This window comes from Amycolatopsis sp. NPDC049252 (assembly GCF_043197175.1).
GTDB lineage: Bacteria > Actinomycetota > Actinomycetes > Mycobacteriales > Pseudonocardiaceae > Amycolatopsis.
This window is the reverse complement of the sequence record NZ_JBICSQ010000051.1, coordinates 33,415-52,785: the sequence shown is the minus strand read 5'-3', so window position 1 is coordinate 52,785 and position 19,371 is coordinate 33,415. Positions and strand designations below refer to the sequence as shown.

11 protein-coding genes are annotated in these 19,371 nt (G+C 74.2%); 3 read left to right on the top strand and 8 right to left on the bottom strand.

The genetic code is table 11. The annotated features are described in order from the left end of the window. Positions 1-19 precede the first annotated feature (19 nt). The 3 genes from ACGFMK_RS34510 to ACGFMK_RS34500 all read left to right on the top strand — a co-directional run bounded on the left by ACGFMK_RS34510 (position 20) and on the right by ACGFMK_RS34500 (position 5,655). Positions 20-3,229, top strand: a complete 3,210-nt coding sequence (locus ACGFMK_RS34510) for a type I polyketide synthase (protein ID WP_392772315.1) — start codon at positions 20-22, stop codon at positions 3,227-3,229. Positions 3,230-3,245: 16 nt separating this feature from the next. Beyond that, positions 3,246-4,760 carry an FAD-dependent monooxygenase gene (locus tag ACGFMK_RS34505; protein ID WP_392772312.1) on the top strand — a complete coding sequence of 505 codons (1,515 nt, stop codon included), beginning with the start codon at positions 3,246-3,248 and terminating at the stop codon, positions 4,758-4,760. 118 nt (positions 4,761-4,878) lie between these two features. Continuing rightward, entirely contained in the window at positions 4,879-5,655 is a 777-nt protein-coding gene (locus ACGFMK_RS34500; protein ID WP_392772310.1) for a BTAD domain-containing putative transcriptional regulator, read from the top strand. Between the two features lie 46 nt (positions 5,656-5,701). On the opposite strand, the gene ACGFMK_RS34495 is transcribed toward ACGFMK_RS34500, so the two are convergent. The 8 genes from ACGFMK_RS34495 to ACGFMK_RS34460 form a co-directional block, all read right to left on the bottom strand. Further along, positions 5,702-6,187: a hypothetical protein gene (locus ACGFMK_RS34495; RefSeq protein ID WP_392772307.1), complete on the bottom strand. Its 486-nt coding sequence runs from the start codon at positions 6,185-6,187 to the stop codon at positions 5,702-5,704. Between the two features lie 76 nt (positions 6,188-6,263). Continuing rightward, a complete protein-coding gene (locus ACGFMK_RS34490; RefSeq protein WP_392772304.1) occupies positions 6,264-6,533 on the bottom strand; it encodes a hypothetical protein in 270 nt (89 codons plus the stop codon). Positions 6,534-6,536: 3 nt separating this feature from the next. Further along, positions 6,537-9,335 carry a LuxR C-terminal-related transcriptional regulator gene (locus tag ACGFMK_RS34485; protein WP_392772301.1) on the bottom strand — a complete coding sequence of 933 codons (2,799 nt, stop codon included), beginning with the start codon at positions 9,333-9,335 and terminating at the stop codon, positions 6,537-6,539. A gap of 82 nt (positions 9,336-9,417) precedes the next feature. Further along, positions 9,418-10,971 carry an MDR family MFS transporter gene (locus tag ACGFMK_RS34480; RefSeq protein WP_392772298.1) on the bottom strand — a complete coding sequence of 518 codons (1,554 nt, stop codon included), beginning with the start codon at positions 10,969-10,971 and terminating at the stop codon, positions 9,418-9,420. 38 nt (positions 10,972-11,009) lie between these two features. Continuing rightward, the gene (locus ACGFMK_RS34475) at positions 11,010-11,771 is read right to left on the bottom strand and encodes a thioesterase II family protein (protein ID WP_392772295.1); all 762 of its coding nucleotides are present in this window, start codon (positions 11,769-11,771) and stop codon (positions 11,010-11,012) included. After that, positions 11,768-11,992 (bottom strand): MbtH family protein, encoded by a 225-nt coding sequence (locus tag ACGFMK_RS34470; protein ID WP_392772293.1) that lies wholly within the window; start codon positions 11,990-11,992, stop codon positions 11,768-11,770. The genes ACGFMK_RS34475 and ACGFMK_RS34470 overlap by 4 nt, the downstream gene beginning before the upstream one ends. Continuing rightward, positions 11,989-13,329, bottom strand: coding sequence for a condensation domain-containing protein (locus ACGFMK_RS34465; RefSeq protein ID WP_392772290.1), 1,341 nt, complete (start codon positions 13,327-13,329; stop codon positions 11,989-11,991). The genes ACGFMK_RS34470 and ACGFMK_RS34465 overlap by 4 nt, the downstream gene beginning before the upstream one ends. After that, a complete protein-coding gene (locus ACGFMK_RS34460) occupies positions 13,326-19,370 on the bottom strand; it encodes an amino acid adenylation domain-containing protein (RefSeq protein ID WP_392772287.1) in 6,045 nt (2,014 codons plus the stop codon). Before ACGFMK_RS34460 ends, ACGFMK_RS34465 begins: the two co-directional genes overlap by 4 nt. Between the last annotated feature and the right edge of the window lies 1 nt (position 19,371).

Sequence of the window (19,371 nt, the reverse complement as noted above, 5' to 3'; positions counted from 1 at the left end):
GCCGACCAGGGAGACCGTCATGTCCAGTGAGACGACCGGCGACCACGCCGACCCCGGGAAACTCCTCGGTTACCTCAAACGCGTCACCGGCGAGCTGTACGAGACGCAGGAGGAGCTGGAGCGGCTGAAGACCGCCCGCCGCGAACCGGTCGCGGTGCTCGGCCTGGCCTGCCGCTACCCCGGCGGCGTGCGCGGCCCGGAGGACCTGTGGCGGCTGGTCGCCGAGGGCCGCGAGGCCATCGGGGAGTTCCCCGCCGACCGCGGCTGGGCCGTCGAGGAGTTCGACGAGCCCGGCGCCGACCGCACCGGCACGGTCCGGGTGCGGCGCGGCGGGTTCCTCGACGACGCGGGCGAGTTCGACCCGGCGTTCTTCGGCATCAGCCCCCGCGAGGCGCTCGCCATGGACCCGCAGCAGCGGCTGCTGCTGGAGACGACGTGGGAGGCGTTCGAGTACGCCGGCCTCGTCCCGACGTCCCTGCGCGGCAGCCGCACCGGCGTGTTCACCGGGGTCTTCGACTCCGGCTACGCCGCGCCCGGCACGGTGCCGGCGGAGCTGGAGGGCCACCTGCTCACCGGCACCGCGGGCAGCGTGGCGTCCGGGCGCGTCGCCTACACGTTCGGCTTCACCGGCCCCGCGGTCAGCGTGGACACCGCGTGCTCGTCCTCACTGGTGGCCACCCACCTCGCGTGCCAGGCACTGCGGTCGGGCGAGTGCGACGTCGCCGTCGCGGGCGGGGCCACCGTGATGGCCACCCCCAGCACGTTCCTCGAGTTCTCGCGGCAGCGGGGGCTGTCCTCCGACGGCCGGTGCCGCGCCTTCGGCCGCGACGCCGACGGCACCGGGCTCGCCGAGGGCGCGGGCGTGCTGGTGCTGGCCCGGCTGTCCGACGCCCGGCGGCTCGGTTACCCGGTCCTCGGCGTGCTGCGGGGCAGCGCGACCAACCAGGACGGCTCCTCCAACGGGCTCACCGCGCCCAGCGGCCCGGCGCAGCAGCAGGTGATCCGCGCGGCGCTGGCCGACGCGGGCCTGTCCCCCGCCGACGTCGACGCCGTCGAGGGCCACGGCACCGGCACGCGGCTCGGCGACCCGATCGAGGTCCAGGCGGTGCAGGCGGTCTACGGGCCCGCGCACTCGCCGGAGTCGCCGCTGTGGCTGGGCTCGCTGAAGTCCAACGTCGGGCACACCCAGGCCGCGGCCGGGGTCGGCGGCATCATCAAGACGCTCCTGGCGATGCGCCACGGCGTGCTGCCGCCCACGCTGCACGCGGACCCGCCGTCCGGGCTCGTCGACTGGGACGGCGGGGTCGCGCTGCTGCCGGAAGCCCGGCCGTGGCCTTCCGGCGGGCGGCCGCGGCGCGCCGGGGTCTCGTCGTTCGGCATCAGCGGCACCAACGCCCACGTCATCGTCGAGGAGGCCCCCGCTCCCGGGGAGACACCGCCGCCGGCGCCTGCGGACGGACCCGTGGCGTGGGTGCTCTCCGCGAAGTCCGAGGCTTCGTTGCGGGAGCACGCGGCCCGCTTCCGGGGGCTGCTCGACGACCGGCCCGGCCTGGACCTCGCCGCGGCGGCCCGCACGCTGGCGGGCCACCGGACGGCGTTCGCCCACCGCGCCGTGGTCGCCGGGGCCGACGCCGGCGAACTGGCCCGCGGGCTCGACGTCCTCGCGCGGGGCGAAACCTCCACCACGGCCCAGCAGGGCGTGGCGGGCGGTGAGCCGAAGGTCGCGGTGATGTTCACCGGCCAGGGTGCGCAGTGGGCCGGGATGGGCGCGGAGCTGTACGCCACCTACCCGGTGTTCGCCGAGACCCTGGACCGGCTGTGCGAGCGGTTCGACCCGCACCTGCCGCGTCCCCTGCGCGAGGTCATGTTCGCCGGCCCCGGCAGCGAGCCGGCCGCACTGCTCGACACCACCGCCTTCACCCAGCCCGCGCTCTTCGCGTTCGAGGTCGCGCTCTACCGCCTGGTGGAGACGCTCGGCGTCCGCGCCGACGTCCTCATCGGACACTCGCTCGGCGAGATCGTCGCGGCCCACGTGGCGGGCGTTCTGTCCGAAGTGGACGCCGTGCGGCTGGTGTCCGCCCGCTCCGGGCTCATGCAGTCGGTGCCCGAGGGCGGCGCGATGGCCTCCGTCACGGCGAGCGAGGAGGAGGTGCTGGCGGAGCTGGCACCCGGAGCCGAGATCGCGGCGGTGAACACTCCGGGCTCCGTCGTCGTCTCCGGCGACGGCGAGGCCGTGACCGCACTCGCCGCCCGGCTGGCCGGCCGCGGGCACCGGACCCGGCCCCTCACCGTCAGCCACGCGTTCCACTCCGCGCACCTCGACCCGATCCTGCCCGAGTTCGGCCGGTTCGCCGCCGGGCTCGCCTACCGCGAACCGGAGATCCCGGTCGTCACCAACGTCACCGGCCGGATCGCCGGACCGAGCACGCTCACCACGCCGGAACACTGGGTCGGGCACGTCCGCGGCACGGTCCGGTTCGCCGCCGGGCTGGCCACCCTCGCCGAGGAGGGCGTCACGCACGTGCTGGAGATCGGACCGCACCCGGCGCTCTCGGCCGCCGTGGCCGAGACGCTGGGCGCCGCCGCGCCCGTCACGATCTCCCTGGCCCAGCGGCGCAAGCCGCAGGCACGACGGCTGCTCGCCGGGCTCGGCCGCCTGTGGAGCTCCGGGGTGCCCGTCGACTGGACCGCGCTGCTGCCCGGCGCCGGGTTCCTGCCCCTGCCGCCCTACCCGTTCCGCCGCGACCGCTTCTGGCTGCGTCCGGTGCCCGGCCCGCGGGGCGAGACGGACGTGCTGTGGCAGGCGATGGAACACGAGGACCTCGACAAGATCACCGAGCTGCTCGGCGTCGACGGCGCGGAGCACCGCGCGGCGATCTCCCTGCTGCTGCCCGCTCTCGCCGCCTGGTGCCGTCGCCCGGCCGATCCCGGCGACGCCGGGGAGCCGGAGACCCCTTTGCTGGAGCTGCTGGCCGGAAAGTCGGCCGAGGAGCAGGAGACCGTGCTCCTCGACGTGGTCCGGCGGCACTGCGCCGACGTCCTCGGCCACGACGCCGTCGCCCCCGACGACGACCTGATCCTGCTGGGCCTGTCCTCGTTCTCCGCGCTGGAGCTGCACAACCGCCTCGTGAAGCTGACGCGGCTGCTGCTGCCTCCGGCGGTGGTGCTGGAACACCCCACGCCCGTCCAGCTGGCCCGGCACGTCGGCGCCGAGCTCGCGATCCGCTGACCCGAAGGAGAGTTCCGTGAGCACCGCAACCCAGGTGATCGTGGCGGGCGGCGGCCCGGTCGGGCTGATGCTCGCCGCCGAACTGCGCCTCGGCGGCGCCGAGGTCACCGTGCTGGAGGCCCAGCCGGCGCCCGCGGGCCAGTCCCGCGCGCCCGGCGTGTACGCCCGCACCGTCGAGGTCTGGCGCCAGCGCGGCATCCTGGACCGCTTTCCCGACCACCGGTTCGGCCGGATCAGCCACTTCGCGCTGCTGCCGGTCGGGCTCGATCTCGGCGTGTTCGGCTCGCCCGAGGCCGTGCTGCTGCTGCCGCAGGCCCTCGTGGAGAAGACGCTTTCCGCGTGGGCCGAGGAGCTCGGCGCGCGGGTGCTGCGCGGGCACACCGTGGCGGACCTCGAACAGGACTCGGGCGGTGTCACCGTCACCGTGCGGGAGAGCTCCGGTGAGGTGCGGCGGCTGCGGGCCGGCTACGTCGTCGGCTGCGACGGCGGCCGCAGCACGGTCCGGCGGCTGGCCGGGTTCGACTTCCCCGGCACGTCCTCGACCACCGAGATCCTGCTGGCCGACGTCGCCGGCCTGCCCGCCGACCTGCCGGCACTGCGCGGGCGGCCGTTCCCGTACGTGCGCGGCGAGCACGGCTGGCTCGCGATGTCCGTGGTGACGCTGTCCGAGGACCGGCCGGACCTGGTGCGCATCATCGCGGGCGAGTTCGGCCGGGCCCCCGCCCGGCGGCCCGCCGCCCCGGCGTTCGACGAGGTGCGGCGGGTGGTGCACGCGATCGCGGGGATCGACCTGTCCGGCACCACACCCGTCTGGCTGAGCAGCTTCGGCAACGGCACCCGGCAGGTCACGCGGTACCGCCGGGGGCGCGTCCTGCTGGCGGGCGACGCCGCCCACGTGCACCCGCCGTTCGGCGGCCAGGGCCTCAACATGGGGATCCAGGACGCGGTGAACCTCGGCTGGAAGCTCGCCGCGGAGGTCACCGGCCGGGCGCCGGCGGGCCTGCTCGACAGCTACCACGACGAACGGCACCCGGTGGCCGCCCGCGTGCTGCTCAACACCCGCGCCCAGGACGCGCTCATGCGCGGCGGGCCGGAGACCGAGTCCCTGCGCACCGTCGTGGCCGAGCTGCTGGCCGTGCCCGAGGCGAACCGGCGGATGTCGGCGGAGATCAGCGCGCTCGGCGTCCGCTACGACCTGGGCGGCGGGCCGCTCGTCGGCAGCCGCGTGCCGCCCGCGACCGTGGTGCTCGCCGACGGGTCCACCCGCGACACGCTGGGCCTGCTGCGGGACGCGAAGGGCGTGCTGCTGAACCTGGCCGGGGAACCCGCGTTCGGCAAGGCGGCCGCGCGGTGGGGCGAGCGGGTGGACGTCGTGGAGGCCGGGGCTCCCGACGGCGAGCTGGCGGCGTTTTCGGCGCTCCTCGTGCGGCCGGACGGGCACGTGGCCTGGTCGGCGGGCCGTGGCGAACCCGCGGACGAGGCGGGACTCGAGGCGGCGTTGGCCCGGTGGCTGGGGCCGCACGACGGATAACCACATTGGCCGGTTACGCCGGTCATCTGACAGATGCCCCGGGCTCCCGCGGTTCCCTAGATTGGGACCTGCCACCGTCGGTGGTGACAACCGATCACCTGCCTTACCGGGAGCCCGCGTGCGCTACGAGATGCTGGGCCGGCTCCACGTCATCGGTGCGCCAGGACAGGCGCCACAGCGCCTGACCGCACCGAAAGTGGAGTCGGTCCTGATGGCCCTGCTCGTGCAGGCCAACCAGGTCGTGTCCGTCGACCAGCTGATCACCGAAGTGTGGGATCAGCGGCCCCCCAGAAGAGCGATCGCGACGATTCACGTGTACGTGTCGCAGTTGCGGAAGTTCCTGTCCTCGGTGGACCCGGGCGCGCAGCCGCTCTCCACCGTCTTCCCCGGTTACGTGCTGCACGCGCCGCCGGAGGCCACCGACCGGCACGAGTTCCGGTCCGCCGTGTTCCGCGCCCGCGCCTGCGCGACGGCGGGCCGGCACGGCGACGCGGTGCCCCTGCTGCGAGAAGCGCTGGCCCTGTCGGAGGGAACCTGGCGGCCCGCCGGCGAGCTCGGGCCCGTCACCGCCGGCTTCCTCACGTGGCTCGACGAAACCCGCCTGGAGTGCAAAGAACTCCTCGTGGACTGCCTGCACGCCCTCGGGCAGCACCACGAGCTGACGAGCCGGCTACCGGGCCTCGTCCGGCAGCACCCGCTGCACGAACCGTTCTACCAGCAGCTGATGCTGGCGTACTACCGCTGCGGCCGCCGGGCGGAGGCGCTCAACGTCTACCAGGCGCTGCGCACCCGGCTCCGGGCCGATCTGGGCCTCGACCCGTGTCGTGCCGCCCAGGACCTGCACACCGCGATCCTGTCCGCCGACGACGCGCGCGTGCTTCGCCCCACGGGCTGACCCGCGACGCCTGACCGGCAGCGTGGCCGGCCAGGCGTCGCGCTGCTCAGCCGTGGCGGTACAGCTTGAAGTTGGCGCGGAAGCGCTTGCGCGGGATCTCGCCCTTCAGGTCACGGGTCCCCACCAGCCCCAGGTAGCGGCCGCTGATGCCGACCGCGTAGAGGGACTGCCACTTCCCCTCCAGGATGGCCTGCACGTCGACCCAGCCCGTGGTCTGGACCTCTCCGTCCGGGAACACCGCGCGCTCGGTGTAGAACGACATCAGGTGCCCGTCGCTCTCCCGGACCAGCACCTTCCAGCCCGCGCCCTTGAGCGTGCCGAGGACGTTGCCCTCGGCGTCGGAAAAGGTGCTGTCGTAGGTGTTGTGGTCGCCGAGGCCCGGACCCGGCGGCACGACGGCGTGGTACTGCAAGTCGACGTCCTCGGTCAGATCCTCCAGCACCAGGGACTCGGCGGCGTCACCGGGCTCCGGAACGGGCACGGCGCCGGACACCGCCTCGGTGAAGGCAGGCACGGGATCGGCAAGCGACATCTCGGTCCTCTCGTCGGGCGTCCCGGGTACGACCGGGCCGGCGCTGCCATTCTCCGCGATCGGGCTAAAGACCCGCTTAGGCGTCCGTTCGGAATGGACGTCGGCTCGTCGTCCGGCGCGGGTAGCGGAAGTCCTTGAGCCAGGCGAAAGGCCGTTCCACGGGCCGGCGGACGGTGCCGAGGCCCGAGCCGTGCTCGACCGGGCTGCGCCCGGTGTGGTCCCCTCCGTCGAGGACCCGCGGGCGCGTGGAGCCGACCAGCGCGGCCGACGGGTCCAGCAGCCCGGCGGCAACCAACCCGGCGAGCAGCCGCTTGCGGCCGGGGTGGCGGAAACGCCGTGGACGCAACTTTCACCTGGGGATCGACGCGGCACGGGACAGGTCCTTCAGCTGGTGGCGTGACGTGATCCCGAACTTGGGGAAGATCTTGTGCAGGTGGTAGCCCACGGTGCGCACGGACAGGAAGAGCCGGGCACCGATCTCCTTGTTGGACAGGCCTTGCGCGGCCAGCTCCATGATCTCCTGTTCCCGCGGTGTCAGCTCCACCATCCGCTCCGCCGCCGCCGCGGTCGGTGCGCCCGCCGCCCGCAGTTCCGTGCGCGTGTCCTCGATCCACGGCCGCGCTTCGAGGAAGGTGAACAGGTCCAGTGCGGCCCGCAGTTCGCCGCGGGCCTCGATGACCCGTCGCTGACGGCGGAGCCATTTGCCGTGCAGCAGCAGGGTTCTCGCGCGGTCGAACAGGGACGGCGAGTCCTCGGCGAGCGCCGCGGCGAAGTGGCGTCCGGCCGCCTCGGGATCGTCGTCGGCCAGCAGTGCCCGGCATCGGTGCCACAACGAGCGCAGTTCGGGCGCGTCACGGAGGATGGCGTGCTCGTGGCGGTCCAGCACCTCCCGCGCCCCTTCCCGGTCACCGGCCCGGACCAGGGCGCCGACGAGGTCCGGCAGCACCAGCTGGGCGATCAGGAAATGGTGTCCGGCACTTTCCGGCGAGACCACGTTCAGCAGCCGCACCGCGGCTTCCTGCGGCGAGCCCTCGGCTTCGGCCAGCAGGGCGAGCGCCCAGTGAGCCACCGCCGCCGCGGAAGCGATGCCGCGAGGCGAAGCTTCCGCCAGCACGAACTCCGCGGCCTCACGGCATTCCCGGGCGCGGCCGCCGATCGCGGCCGACCACGCGAGCACGGCCTGCAACTGCACCAGCGCCCCGGTCTGGCCCAGCTGTTCGGCGAGATCGCGGGCCGCCACCGCGTCGGAGTGCACGGTCTGCCAATGCGAGTCGGCGATGTCGTTGCCCGCGGCCGTGGCGACCAGCATCGGCAACGCCCCGAGCTGAGCGCGGGAGCGCACCGTCTCACCCGATCGCCGCAGTGCCGCCGACGTGCGCCAGACGTTGCCCAGCAGCCGGGGCACCACGACCGGCGGCCAGATCCACGGCCGGGTGGCCGGCGGGCGCAGCCAGTGCGGGGACACCGCCGCGAGCCTGCCGCCTTCGGGAAACCGGCCGTGAGCCAGCTCGGTGAGGGCCTCGCCCAGCACCCGCGCCGGGGCGTCCGCGGACAGCGGCAGGCGCCCGAGCGCCTCGCCCGCGGCGAGCAGGCCGGGGCGGTCCCCCAGGGTCAGCGCGCAGCCGGCCGCCATCACCAGCAGGTCGGCGGCCGCCGTCCGGTCGTCGGCCGCCAGGCCGTCGGCGGAGTCCAGCAGCTCGTGGTAGGCGGTGCGCACCAAGCCGTTGGCGTTGTCGAGCACCGCCTTCAGCTCGCTCGCCGCCGCGAGCGCTTCCGGACATTCCGCGACCGCCTGCATCTCGTTCTGCAGCTTTTGCGCGCGAGCCGGGCACCCCGCGAACCAGGCGCACCACGCGGCCTCGGTGAGATACCGGGTGCGGGTCGAGGACGTGCCGGACAGCTCCGCCGCGGCGGCGTAGGCGTCCGACGCGTCCAGCGGTCGACCGCCGCGGCGCGCCCGCGCCCCCACTCCCGCCAGCTCCGCGGCCACCTCCTCGTCGAAGCCGGCGGTCGCCGCGGCGCGGTGGCGGACCCGTTCGTCCGGATGGCGCGCCAGCACCTCGGCCAGTGCCCGGTGCACGGCGCGGCGCGAGTCCAGCGACGCCGAGTGGTACACGATGGAGCGCAGGATCCGGCGCGGGAACGTCACCTCCTGCTCCCGCACCACGAGCTGCCCCCGCCGCTCGGCTTCCGCCAGCACCGCCGCCCCGTCGACGCCGAGCCGCGTGGCCGCCTCGATCAGCACCGGCACACTGCCCGTGCGGTCGGCGGCGGCCGCCAGCAGCAGGGTCGCGGTGCCCGCGGGCCGGGGCCGCACGGGCGGCCCGATGAGCTCGGGCAGCCGGCAGCCCGAGGCCAGGTACTCCGGCAGCGGCAGCACTCCGGACAGTTCGCCCTCGTTCAGCGCGGCACACAGTTCCAGCAGTACCAGGGGATTTCCCTCGGCCTCGTCGAGCAGGCGCCGCACCACCTCCTCCGGCGGCGGTCCCGGCGGACCGGACCGGCCGACGGCGGCGAGCACGAGCGCGCGGGCCGCGTCGTCGGCCAGCGGGGGCACGGCCAGCGGCGGCAGGCCGCTGTCGGCCGCGGCCCGCGGCAGGCGCTCCCCCAGCGGCAGCGCGGTGGACAGCACCACCGCGACCGGCGCGCGGTGGAACCGGCGCGTGGCCGTGAACAAGGCGACCCGGCTGCGCTCGTCGAACCACTGCGTGTCGTCGACGAGCAGCAGCTGCGGCCCGGACACCGCGGTCTCGGTGGCGACGAGGTCGAGCAGCGCCAGCCCGACCCGCGCCGGGTCGGCCGGGCCGCCGTCGAGCGCCGCCGCGACGGCGGCGCGGTGCGTCTCCGACAGCGTGCCCAGCCGCGGCAGGAGGCGGATCAGCAGCGGCTGCAGGCCGGCGTAGGGCGTGCTCGCCTCCGCCGCCACGCCACCACAGCACAGCACCGGGGTGTCCGGCCCCGCCAGCTCCGTGGCCCGGTCCAGCAGCACCGTGCGCCCGGCACCCGGCTCGCCGAACAGGTGGAGGCCGGCCGCCCGGCTGCCCTGGTGTCCACTGTGGACCTTCCGCAGCACGGCGCGCAGGGACTCGACCTCGTCGTCGCGGCCGAACAGCCGCAGGGGCGGCGCGGCCCCCGTACGCGTGAACACCGCGGGTGCGCATCCGGGCCGCACCGGCATCGCCTCTCTTCCGGGGGTCGCGGCCGGGGCGGTCCCCGGCCGGCTCGGCTCGCTAATCGCCGTCCGGCGCGGCCGGCGCGCCGCCGCCGCCGCGCAGCGGGATCTCCCGCAGGAACGAGACGGCGACCAGCGACACGACCACCGCCGGCACGCACGCCAGGAACACGTCGCCCAGCGAACCGGAGAACGCCTCGAGGACCTTGTCCCGGACCGCGCCGGGCAGCTGCCGGATCGCGGCCACGTTGTCGAGCGAGAACCCGGTCCCGCCCGTGGCCGGCGCCTCCCCGAACTGCTCCCGCAGGTGGTGGGTGAGGCGGTTCGACAGCACGGCGCCGAGCACGGCGGTGCCGATCGCGCCGCCCATCGACCGGAAGAACGTCACCGCGCCGGTGGCGACCCCCATGTCCGCGGCGGTCACCGAGTTCTGCACCGCGGTCGTCATGTTCTGCAGCGTCAGGCCGAGCCCGGCCCCGCAGACGAACATGTAGATCGCGATGAGGCCGTAGGGGGTGGCGGTGCCGAGCGTGGCGAGCAGGCCGAGACCGCCCGCCATCAGCACGCTGCCGGTGATCAAGTGGATCTTGTAGCGGCCGGTCCTGGTGATCGCCGCGCCGGACCACGTGGAGGTGAGGAGGATGCCGACCACGGCGGGCAGCATCGCGAGCCCCGACTCCGTGGACGACATCCCCTTGACCGTCTGCAGGTACAGCGGCAGGTAGATGATCGCGCCGAACATCGCGATTCCGGCGACGAAGGAGTAGACGTTGCCGAGGCTGAAGGTGGACTGGCGGAACAGCGGCAGCGGGATCACCGGCTCGGCCACCCGGCGCTCGACGAGGAGGGCGGCCACGGCCAGCAGCACCGCGCCGATCAGCAACGCGAGCGATCGCGGGTCGCCCCAGCCGAACTTCCCGCTCGCCCAGCTCAGGTAGAGCAGCAGCGCGGTCACGGCCGCGACGAGCAGGCTCGAGCCGACGTAGTCGATGTCGTGGCGGCGCACCACGGTCGGGATGCGCAGTGCCACCGAGGTCACCACGAGCGCGACCAGCCCGAGGGGCAGGTTGATGAAGAACACCCAGCGCCAGCCGGGTCCGTCGCTGAAGAACCCGCCCAGCAGCGGCCCGAGCACGCTGGCGACGCCGAACGCGGCGCCGAACAGGCCCTGGTACTTCCCGCGTTCGCGCGGCGGGATGATGTCGCCGATCAGGGCCAGCGCGATGGCCAGCAGCCCGCCGCCGCCGATGCCCTGCACCGCGCGGCCCGCGATGAGCACGCCCATGTTGCCCGAAAACCCGCAGACGGCCGACCCGGCGAGGAAGGTGACGATGGCGACCTGGAACATCAGGCGGCGGCCGTAGAGGTCGGACACCTTGCCCCACAACGGGGTCGTCGCGGTCGAGGTGAGCAGGTACGCGGTCACCACCCACGACAGGCTGTCCAGCCCGCCGACGTCGCTGACGATCTTCGGCAGCGCCACGCCGACGATCGACTGGTCCAGCGCGGACAGCATCGTGCCGAGGATCAGCCCGCCCAGCACGGTCATGATCTGCCGCTGGCTCAGCGGCGCGGGAGCGGACTCGGCCGCAGGTGCGGCAGGCTCGGTCATCGCTTTCGTTTCCTTCCGGTGTCGGACTTTCTTGCGGGTCAGGACCGGGGCGCGAGCACGGCGCCGAGGTCGCCGCGGATCTCGGCGAGCAGCTCCTCGCCGTCCTCGCGGAGGAAGAAGTGGCCACCGTCGAACAGGCGCACGCGGAACGGGCCGCGAGTCGCCTCCGCCCAGGCGAGCACCTCCTCTTCGGTGACCCCGGCGTCGGCACGGCCGCCGAACGCGGTCACGGGGCAGTCGTGCAGCCGGCCGGGGCGCGGCCGGTAGGTGAAGTTCAGCTCGAGGTCCGCCCGCACCTGCGGCAGCACGAGCTCCCGCAGCTCCGGGTTGTCCAGCGTGGCGGCCGGCATCCCGCCCAGCTCGCGCAGCCGCGACCAGATGTCGTCGTCGGTGGTGTGCTCGTAGACCGGGAAGTCCGGCGGCAGGAACGGGCTGGTGCGCGCGCAGGCGAAGAAGTGCTCCGGCGGCCGGCCGCGTTCGGTCAGCCGCACCGCGACCTCGTGCGCGATGGCCGCACCCATGCTGTAGCCGGCGACGGCGTAGGGCTTGTCCAGCAACGGTTCCATCACCGGCACGAGCGCGTCGACCAGCGGCTCCATCGCGCGGTGGGCCGCCTCGCGGAACCGCGTCTCCCGGCCGGGCAATTGCACCGCGCACACCTCGACCTCGGACCCGAGCGCGTCCTGCCAGGTGCGGAACACGGTGGCGCCGCCTCCGGCGTAGGGGAAGCAGAAGAGCCGCAGGCGCGCCTGCTCCTGCGGCTTGACGAACGGGAACCAGAGCGACCGCGCTTCCGTCATGACCGGTCTCCCTCTCGGTCGCGCATCGCCTCGCGGACGCTGCGCGGCCGCGGGTCGGTCCAGATCCGCTCGATGTGGTCGAGGCACTCGTCGCGGGTGCCGACGAAGTCCGACGCGGTCCAGCCCGCCGGGATCTCGCGGGCGAGCGGCCACACCGAGTACTGGTCCTCCGCGTTGCGCACCACCGTGTAGTGCGGTGCCCGGGTTTCGGTGCCGGTCATCGGTCGTTCTCCTTTCTCGGGGCGAGCCGGGAGCCCAGTTCCCCGACGGGCCGGGCGGGATCGGTCACCGCGGCGCGCACGGCCTCGGCGAAACCGGCGGCGAGCCGGTCCCCCGTCGCGGCGGAGAGCACCCCGGTCCGGCGCAGCAGCTGGACCTCGGCGCCGTCGCCGGTCGGCCACACGTGCAGTTCCAGGTCGTAACGGGCGGCGGCGCGCGACACGGGATGGCGCGCGATGCTCAGACCCGGCAGCGTCAGCTCACCCGCGGCGGGCGAGTGCAGCACGAAGGTGGCGCGGAACCACGGGTCGTCGGTGCTAGCCGTGCCGGGCAGCAGCTGTGCCTGCAGGTACTCCAGTGGCAGGTCGCGGTGGGCGAACGCGTCGAGCGAGGCGCGGCGGACCCGGGACAGCAGCGCGGCGAACCGGGTGTCCGATGTGGACTCGGCCCGGATGGCGACGTGGTTGACGAAGCGGCCGACGATGCCCTGGAACTCGGGCCGGTCGCGGCACAGCACCGGCGTGCCGATCGCGAAGTCCGCGCTGCCGCCGATTCCCGCGAGAAGGGCGTGGTACACCGACAGCAGCACCATGAACAGGCTGGCGTCGGAGCTCCTGCCGCTCTCGGTGGCCGCCGCGAGCAGCGGCTCGTCCAGCCGCCCCCGGTGCACCTGCGCCGCGAAGCGGTCCGCGCCGGGACTTCCCGGCAGGGACGGCCGCGGCAGCCCGGCGAGCACCCGGCGCCAGTGGTGGAGCTGCCCCGAGTAGGCACCGCGGGCGATCGAGTCGTTCTGCCAGTTCGCCACATCCGCGTACTGGAAGGGAAGCGGTGGCAGCGCCGGGTCCGTCCCGAGCGCGTAAGCCCGGTACAGCAGGCCCAGTTCGCGGGTGAGGATGTCGCGCGAGGCGGCGTCGTAGACCATCAGGTGGCTCACCACCAGCACCACGTGGTCGTCGTGGCCGAGTTCGAACAGCCGCACCCGCAGCAGCGGCGCGTGCGTCAGCTCCGGCGGGGCCGGCGCCTCCTCGAGCGGACCGTCCGGGGCCGGGACCGGGCCGGCCCGCTCCAGCTCGACCTCGGCGTGCGCGTGCACCTCGGCCACCAGCTCGCCGTCGGCCTCCCGGAACGTCGAGCGCAGGGATTCGTGGCGGCGCACCAGCTCGTCCAGCGCGCGCCGCAGCGCCGTCCGGTCGAGCTTGCCCTTGAGCCGCAACGCCTCCGGCACGGCGAGCACCGCGTGCCGGGGCGCGAGCCGGGCGACGTCCCACACGCCCCGCTGCACGAAGGAGGTCGGCAGCAGGTACGTCTCGTCCGGCGCGACGCGTCCGGTGGCCGTCATCCCCGGCTCCCTTCGGCGCGGGCCGGGGTCCGGGGCAGGACCGCGATCGGCGCGGCGGCGGGTGCGTCGCTTTCCCGGAGCCGCGCGCACAGCTGAGCCACCGTGGGTGCCTCGAACAGGGCGGCCAGCGGGACCTCGGTGCCGAACGCCTCGCGGGCCTTCGCCACCACCTCCGTGGCCAGCAGCGAATGCCCGCCGAGGGAGAAGAAGTCGTCCAGCATGCCGACCCGCTCCACGCCGAGCACCTGCGCCCAGATCCCGGCCATCAGCTCCTCGTCGGACTGGCGCGGGGCGACGTAGGTGTGCTGGCGGGCCTCGATCGCCTCGGGCAGCGCCCCGCGGTCGAGCTTGCCGGTGCTGGTCAGCGGCAGCACCTCGAGCACCTGCGTGCTGGCGGGCTTCATGTAGTCCGGCAGCCGCTCGGAGACCCACGCCCGGACGCGGGCGATCAGCTCGCGCTCCTCCTCGACGCGCATCGGGTCGGACGCCCAGGTGGCGGGGTCCGGCGCGTCGCCGAGGCGGGGCGGCACGGTGAGCCGTCCGGTACCGGTGCCCGCGGGGCGCAACGCGGCGTCGAAGCAGTGCGGGTCGGCCAGCGACGGGGAGAGCACGACCTCGTAGCCGTGCGACTTGCCCAGCTCCCGCAGCTGCTGCGGCTCGATGCCGGAGTCCGGGGCTCCCGCCAGCGCCTTCAGCTCCGACAGCAGCCGGACAGCGCCGGGCTCGCGCAACGCGGCGGCGGCTTCGCCGTGGGCGATGACGCGGCCGTTGCGCAGGCCCCGCAGCTCGAGCGCACGCGACCCGCCTCCGGTCAGCAACCCGGTCAGCTCGGCCAGCGGCACGGCCCGGCCGCCGAACTCGCGCACCGTCGGCGCGGCGGGTTCCGCCGCCTCGTCGCGCGGGATGACGACGTCGTAGCGGTACCGGTTCATCTCGGTGTCGACGCCGCTCTCCTTGAGGTGCAGCTCGGCGCGGCCACCGGCGAAGTCGGCGAAGAAGGCCGGGTGCAGCGTCAGCTCGTCGTCCTGCACGAGGCGGCGGCCCAGCTCGGCGCGGACCTCGGCCGGGTCGGTGTGCTCGTCCGCGGCGTCCGCGCCGAAGAGCAGGACCGACGTGTGGAACGCCTCCTGCAGCGCCTGGTGCCGCACGTCGCCGACGAACAGGTGCCCACCCGGGGCGACGAGCTTCAGCGCGCCGTCGAGGACGCGGCGGGCGTAGGCGGCGCTCGGGAAGTACTGCAGGACCGAGTTGATCACCACGACGTCGAACTCGCCGTCCGGCAGCTCGGACAGGTCGTCGGCGAACCGCTCGGCCAGCGTCACCGGAGCACCCACGGGCAGGTGCGTGCGGACGTGGTCGAGCGCGGACCGCGAGAAGTCCGTGGCCACGTACTCCCGCACGTCACCGAGCAGTTCGAACAGCAGCAGGCCGGTGCCGCAGCCGATCTCCAGTATCCGCCGCGGCCGCAGCGACCGGATGCGGGCGACCGTGTCGGCCACCCAGGCGCGCATCTGCTCCTCCGGGATGCGGCGGCCGGTGTAGCTGGAGTTCCAGCCCGCGCTGTGGAAGCGCTCGGGCGCCCCGCCCCCGCCGTAGATCTCGTCGTAGACCGTGCGCCAGGTGTCGGCCTTGCGGCGTTCGCCGCCGCCGGAGCGGACGTCGGTGCGGTAGCCCGGCGCGGGCACGAGGTACGCGGCGAGCTGGTTGCTGCCGTCGCGGCCGCGGCGCGCGACGACCGCCGCCGCGGCCACGCCGTCGTGGTCCACCAGCACCTTCTCGATCTCGCCCGGCTCCACGCGGTGCCCGCGGACCTTGACCTGCGAGTCGACGCGGCCGAGGAACTCCAGGTTGCCGTCGGGCAGCCAGCGGCCGAGGTCGCCGGTGCGGTAGATGCGGCTGCCTGGCTCCCCGCCGAACGGGTTGGGCACGAACCGGTCCGCGGTCTGCCGCGGCCGGTTGAGGTAACCGCGGGCCAGTCCCTCGCCGCCGACGAAGATCTCGCCCGGCATGCCTGGCGGCAGCGGGTTCATCAGCTCGTCGAGCACGTACGTGGTGGTGTTGACGATCGGCAGCCCGAGCGGGATGTTGCGGCGGTTCTCCGGCAGGTCCGCCGGAATCGGGTAGTAGTGCGTGAACGTCGTGCACTCGGTGGGGCCGTAGCCGTTGAACATCCGGATGCCGGGCAGTTCGGCCAGCGCGCGCCGGATGTGCGGCACGGAGGGCCGCTCCCCGCAGACGATGAGCTGCGGCAGCCCGGCCAGCTGGGTGACGTCCTGGTCGACGACGGTGTTGAAGAGGGTCGCGGTGAGGACGATGGTGGTGACCCCGCCGTCGATCGCCGCCCCGAGGTCGGCCGCCGTGGGGATGCCGCCCTCCCACATCACCAGCCGCCCGCCGTGGAACAGCGGGGCCCAGATCTCGAACATCGCGACGTCGAACGCGATCGACGCCAGCTGCAGCGTCACCGACTCCGGCCCGACCGACAGGTCGCGCGTGTTGTGCAGCAGGCGCACCACGTTCTCGTGCAGGATGCCCGCGCCCTTGGGCCGGCCGGTGGACCCCGAGGTGTAGTCCACGATCGCCAGGCTCTTCGGCCCGGCGGCGGCCGGCAGGTTCCCGGCCGCGAGCCCGGCCCAGGCGTCCGCCTCCTCGTCGAGCGCGACCGGGGTGAACTCCTCGCCTTCCAGCGCGCGGAGGTGTTCGCCGTGGCCCACGACGATCTTCGCGCCGATGTCGGAGAGCATGAACGACAGGCGCTGCGCCGGGTACGCCACGTCCAGCGGCAGGCAGTAGCCGCCGGTCTTGAGGATGGCCAGCAGGCCGACGATCATGTCCGCCGACCGCGGCAGGTGCAGGCCCACCGGGACCTCGCGGCCGGCACCGAGCCCGCTCAGGTGCCGGGCCAGGCGGTTGGCGCGGGCGTTCAGCTCCGCGAAGGTCAGCTTCTCCGCGCGTGTCTCCAGGGCCACGGCGTCCGGGGTGCGGCGGACCTGGGCCTCGAACAGCTCGGTGAGCGAGACGTCCCGCGGCATCGCCACGGCCGTCCGGTTGGGCCGGTCGACCACCGCGTCGCGCTCGTCCTCGTCCAGCGGCAGCAGCTCGGTCAGCGGGCGGTCGGCGCCGGCCGCCTCGGTGGCCTGCTCCAGCACCTTCAGGTACTGGCGGCACAGCGCGTCCACCGTGCCCTCGGCGAACAGGTCGGTCGCGTAGGTGAACACGCCGACCATGCCGTCCTCGGACTCGTAGAAGTTGCACTCGATGTCGAACCGGGTCATCCCCGAGTCGAACTCCAGCAGCGTCAGCTCCAGCTCGCCGACGCGCTGGCGCTTCGCGGGCAGCTGCTGCACCGCGAAAGTGGCCTGGAACAACGGGTTGTGCGCCAGGTCGCGGGTCGGCTGCAGCACCTCGACCAGGCGCTCGAACGGGATGTCCTGGTGGTCGAACGCGCCGAGCGCGGCGTCGCGCACGCGGCCGACCAGCTCGCGGAACGACACCTCGCCGCTCAGCGCGATCCGCAGGACGACGCTGTTGAGCAGGAAGCCCAGCACGTCCTCGGCCTCGTACCGGTTGCGGTTGGCGACCGGGGTACCCACGGCGATGTCCTGCTGGCGCGTGTAGCGGTGCAGGATCAGGTCGAACGCGGCGAGCAGCACCATGAAGACCGACGCGTTCTCCTCCTGCCCGAGCGCCCGCAGGCGCGCGACCAGCTCGGCGGGCACGTGCACGCGGCGGTGCCCGCCGCGGAACGTCGGCAGCGCCGGGCGGACGTGGTCGGCGAACAGGTCCAGCACCGGCACGTCGGCGAGCCGGTCGCGCCAGTAGGCGATCTGCTCCTCGGCCGCGGGGCCGTGCTGCCACCGGTCCTGCCACGCGGCGACGTCGCCGAACTGCAACGCGACCGGCGGCAGCGCGGGCTGCCCGCCCGCGCTGAAGGTCTCGTAGAGCGCGGTCAGCTCGCGCAGGAAGATCCCCCGGGACCAGCTGTCGAACACGATGTGGTGCACGGCGACGAGCAGCCCGTGGTCGGTTTCGGTGCGGCGCACCAGCTGGGCGCGCAGGAGCGGGCCGCCGGCCAGGTCGAACGGCGGTGCCGCCAGCTCGAGGGCCCTGCGGTGCAGCACGTTCTCCCAGTCCTCTTCGGACACTCCGGCGAGGTCCTCGACCTCCAGCGCCATCCGCGCCTCGGGCCGCACGACCTGCACCAGGCCGCCGTCCGTGGTGGCGAAGACCGTGCGCAGCGCCTCGTGGCGGGCGACGATCTCGGTGAACGCGCGCTCCAGCGCGTCCCGGTCGAGCCGCCCGGTGAGCCGGAACCCGCCGGGCATGTTGTGGAACGGGATCCCGGAGTGCAGTTGTTCGAGGAACCACAGCCGGCGCTGGGCCGGTGACGCGGGGGTCGGTACGCCCGCCTCGCGCGGGGTGATCGCGAGGTCCTGCTCCCCCGCGCCGTGCAGGGTCTTCGCGACGACCTTGGCCAGCCTGGCCACCGTCGGCGAGTCGAACACCGTCCGCAGCGGGATGTCGATCTCGAAGCGTTCCCTGAGCCGGGAGGCGATCTGGGTCGCGACCAGCGAGTGGCCGCCGAGGTCGAGGAAGCTGTCGTCGATGCCGATGCGCTCGACGCCGAGCACCGACGCGAAGATTTCGGCGACGGCGGCTTCCAGGTCGTTGCGCGCCCCGCGGTGCCCGGTGGCCCGCGCGGCGACCCGCAGCCGCGGCGCCTGCTCCGCGGGCACCCGCGCGACCAGCTCCGCCAGCGGCCGCTCGATCGCCTCCGGATAGGCGCTCAGCACCGCGACGAGGTGGTCCAGCACCCGCTCGACGTCCTCCGTGGACAGTCGCGAGGAGTCGAACACCGCGCGGACGGAGAGCTCCGTTCCGGGGAACACCAGCAGCACGAGCGGGAACGACGAGCGCGCGGCGACGAACCCGACGTCCTCGGTGTCGAGGGTCAGCTCGGTCCCGGCGAGCACGGCGTGGTCGACGGGGTAGTTCTCGAACGTCAGCGCGCTGTGGAACAGCGGCTGCGCGCCCGGCAGTCCCGACCACTCGTGGATCTGGCCGAGCGCGCAGTACTCGAACGGCTGCGCGCCGGTCCGCTCCTGCTGCAGCCCGCGCAGCCACTCGGCGACCGGCGTGGCCGGGTCGACCGGCACGCGCAGCGGGACGATGTTGGAGAACGGCCCGATCATCGCCTCGACCCCGGGCAGCGACGGCGGCCGCCCCGAGACCGTCACGCCGAACACGACGTCCTCCCGGCCGCTGTAGCTCGCGAGCAACGCGGCCCAGGCGCCCTCGACCAGGGAGCTGAGCGTCACCCGCTGGCGCGCGGCGACCGCACGCAGCGCGTCGAGGCCGGCGGCGGGCAGCACGCGCTCCGCCTCGGCGAAGGACCGCGCGGCGGGCTCTTCGTCCTCGACGACGGGGCCCAGCGGGGTCGGCTCGGCGATGCCTTCGAGCGCCACCCGCCAGAACTTCTCCGCCGCGGCCGGGTCCTGGGCGCGGATCCAGGCGACGTAGTCGCGGTAGGACGGGGCGGCCTCCGCCGGGCCGTCGGCGCGGTAGGCGTCGAGCACCTGCCGGACGAGCAGTGGCATGCACCAGCCGTCGGTGACGAGGTGGTGCACCGTCCACACCAGGCTCCACCGCTGCTCGGCGGCCCGGGCGAGGGTGACCCGCATCAGCGGCGGCTTCGTCAGGTCGAACCCGCGCTCGCGTTCGGCGCGCAGCAGGTCGTCCAGCTCCGCGCCGGGGTCCGTGCTGTCGCGCCAGTCGAGCGTGTCGACCACGAGATCGGCCGCGGCGAGCACGACCTGCACCGGCTCGGCCCGGTCGGCCAGCACGAACGCCGTGCGCAGCGCCGCGTGGCGGCGCACCACCGCGCGCCAGGCGGCCGCGAGCCGGCCGGGGTCCACCGAGCCGGTCAGGGTGAACACGAACTGGTCGATGTGCGTGCCCTCGTGCGACGAATCGGCGAGTGCGCCCGCGAACATCCCGCGCTGCTGTGGCGACAGCGAGTACATCGCTTCGACCTGAGGCATG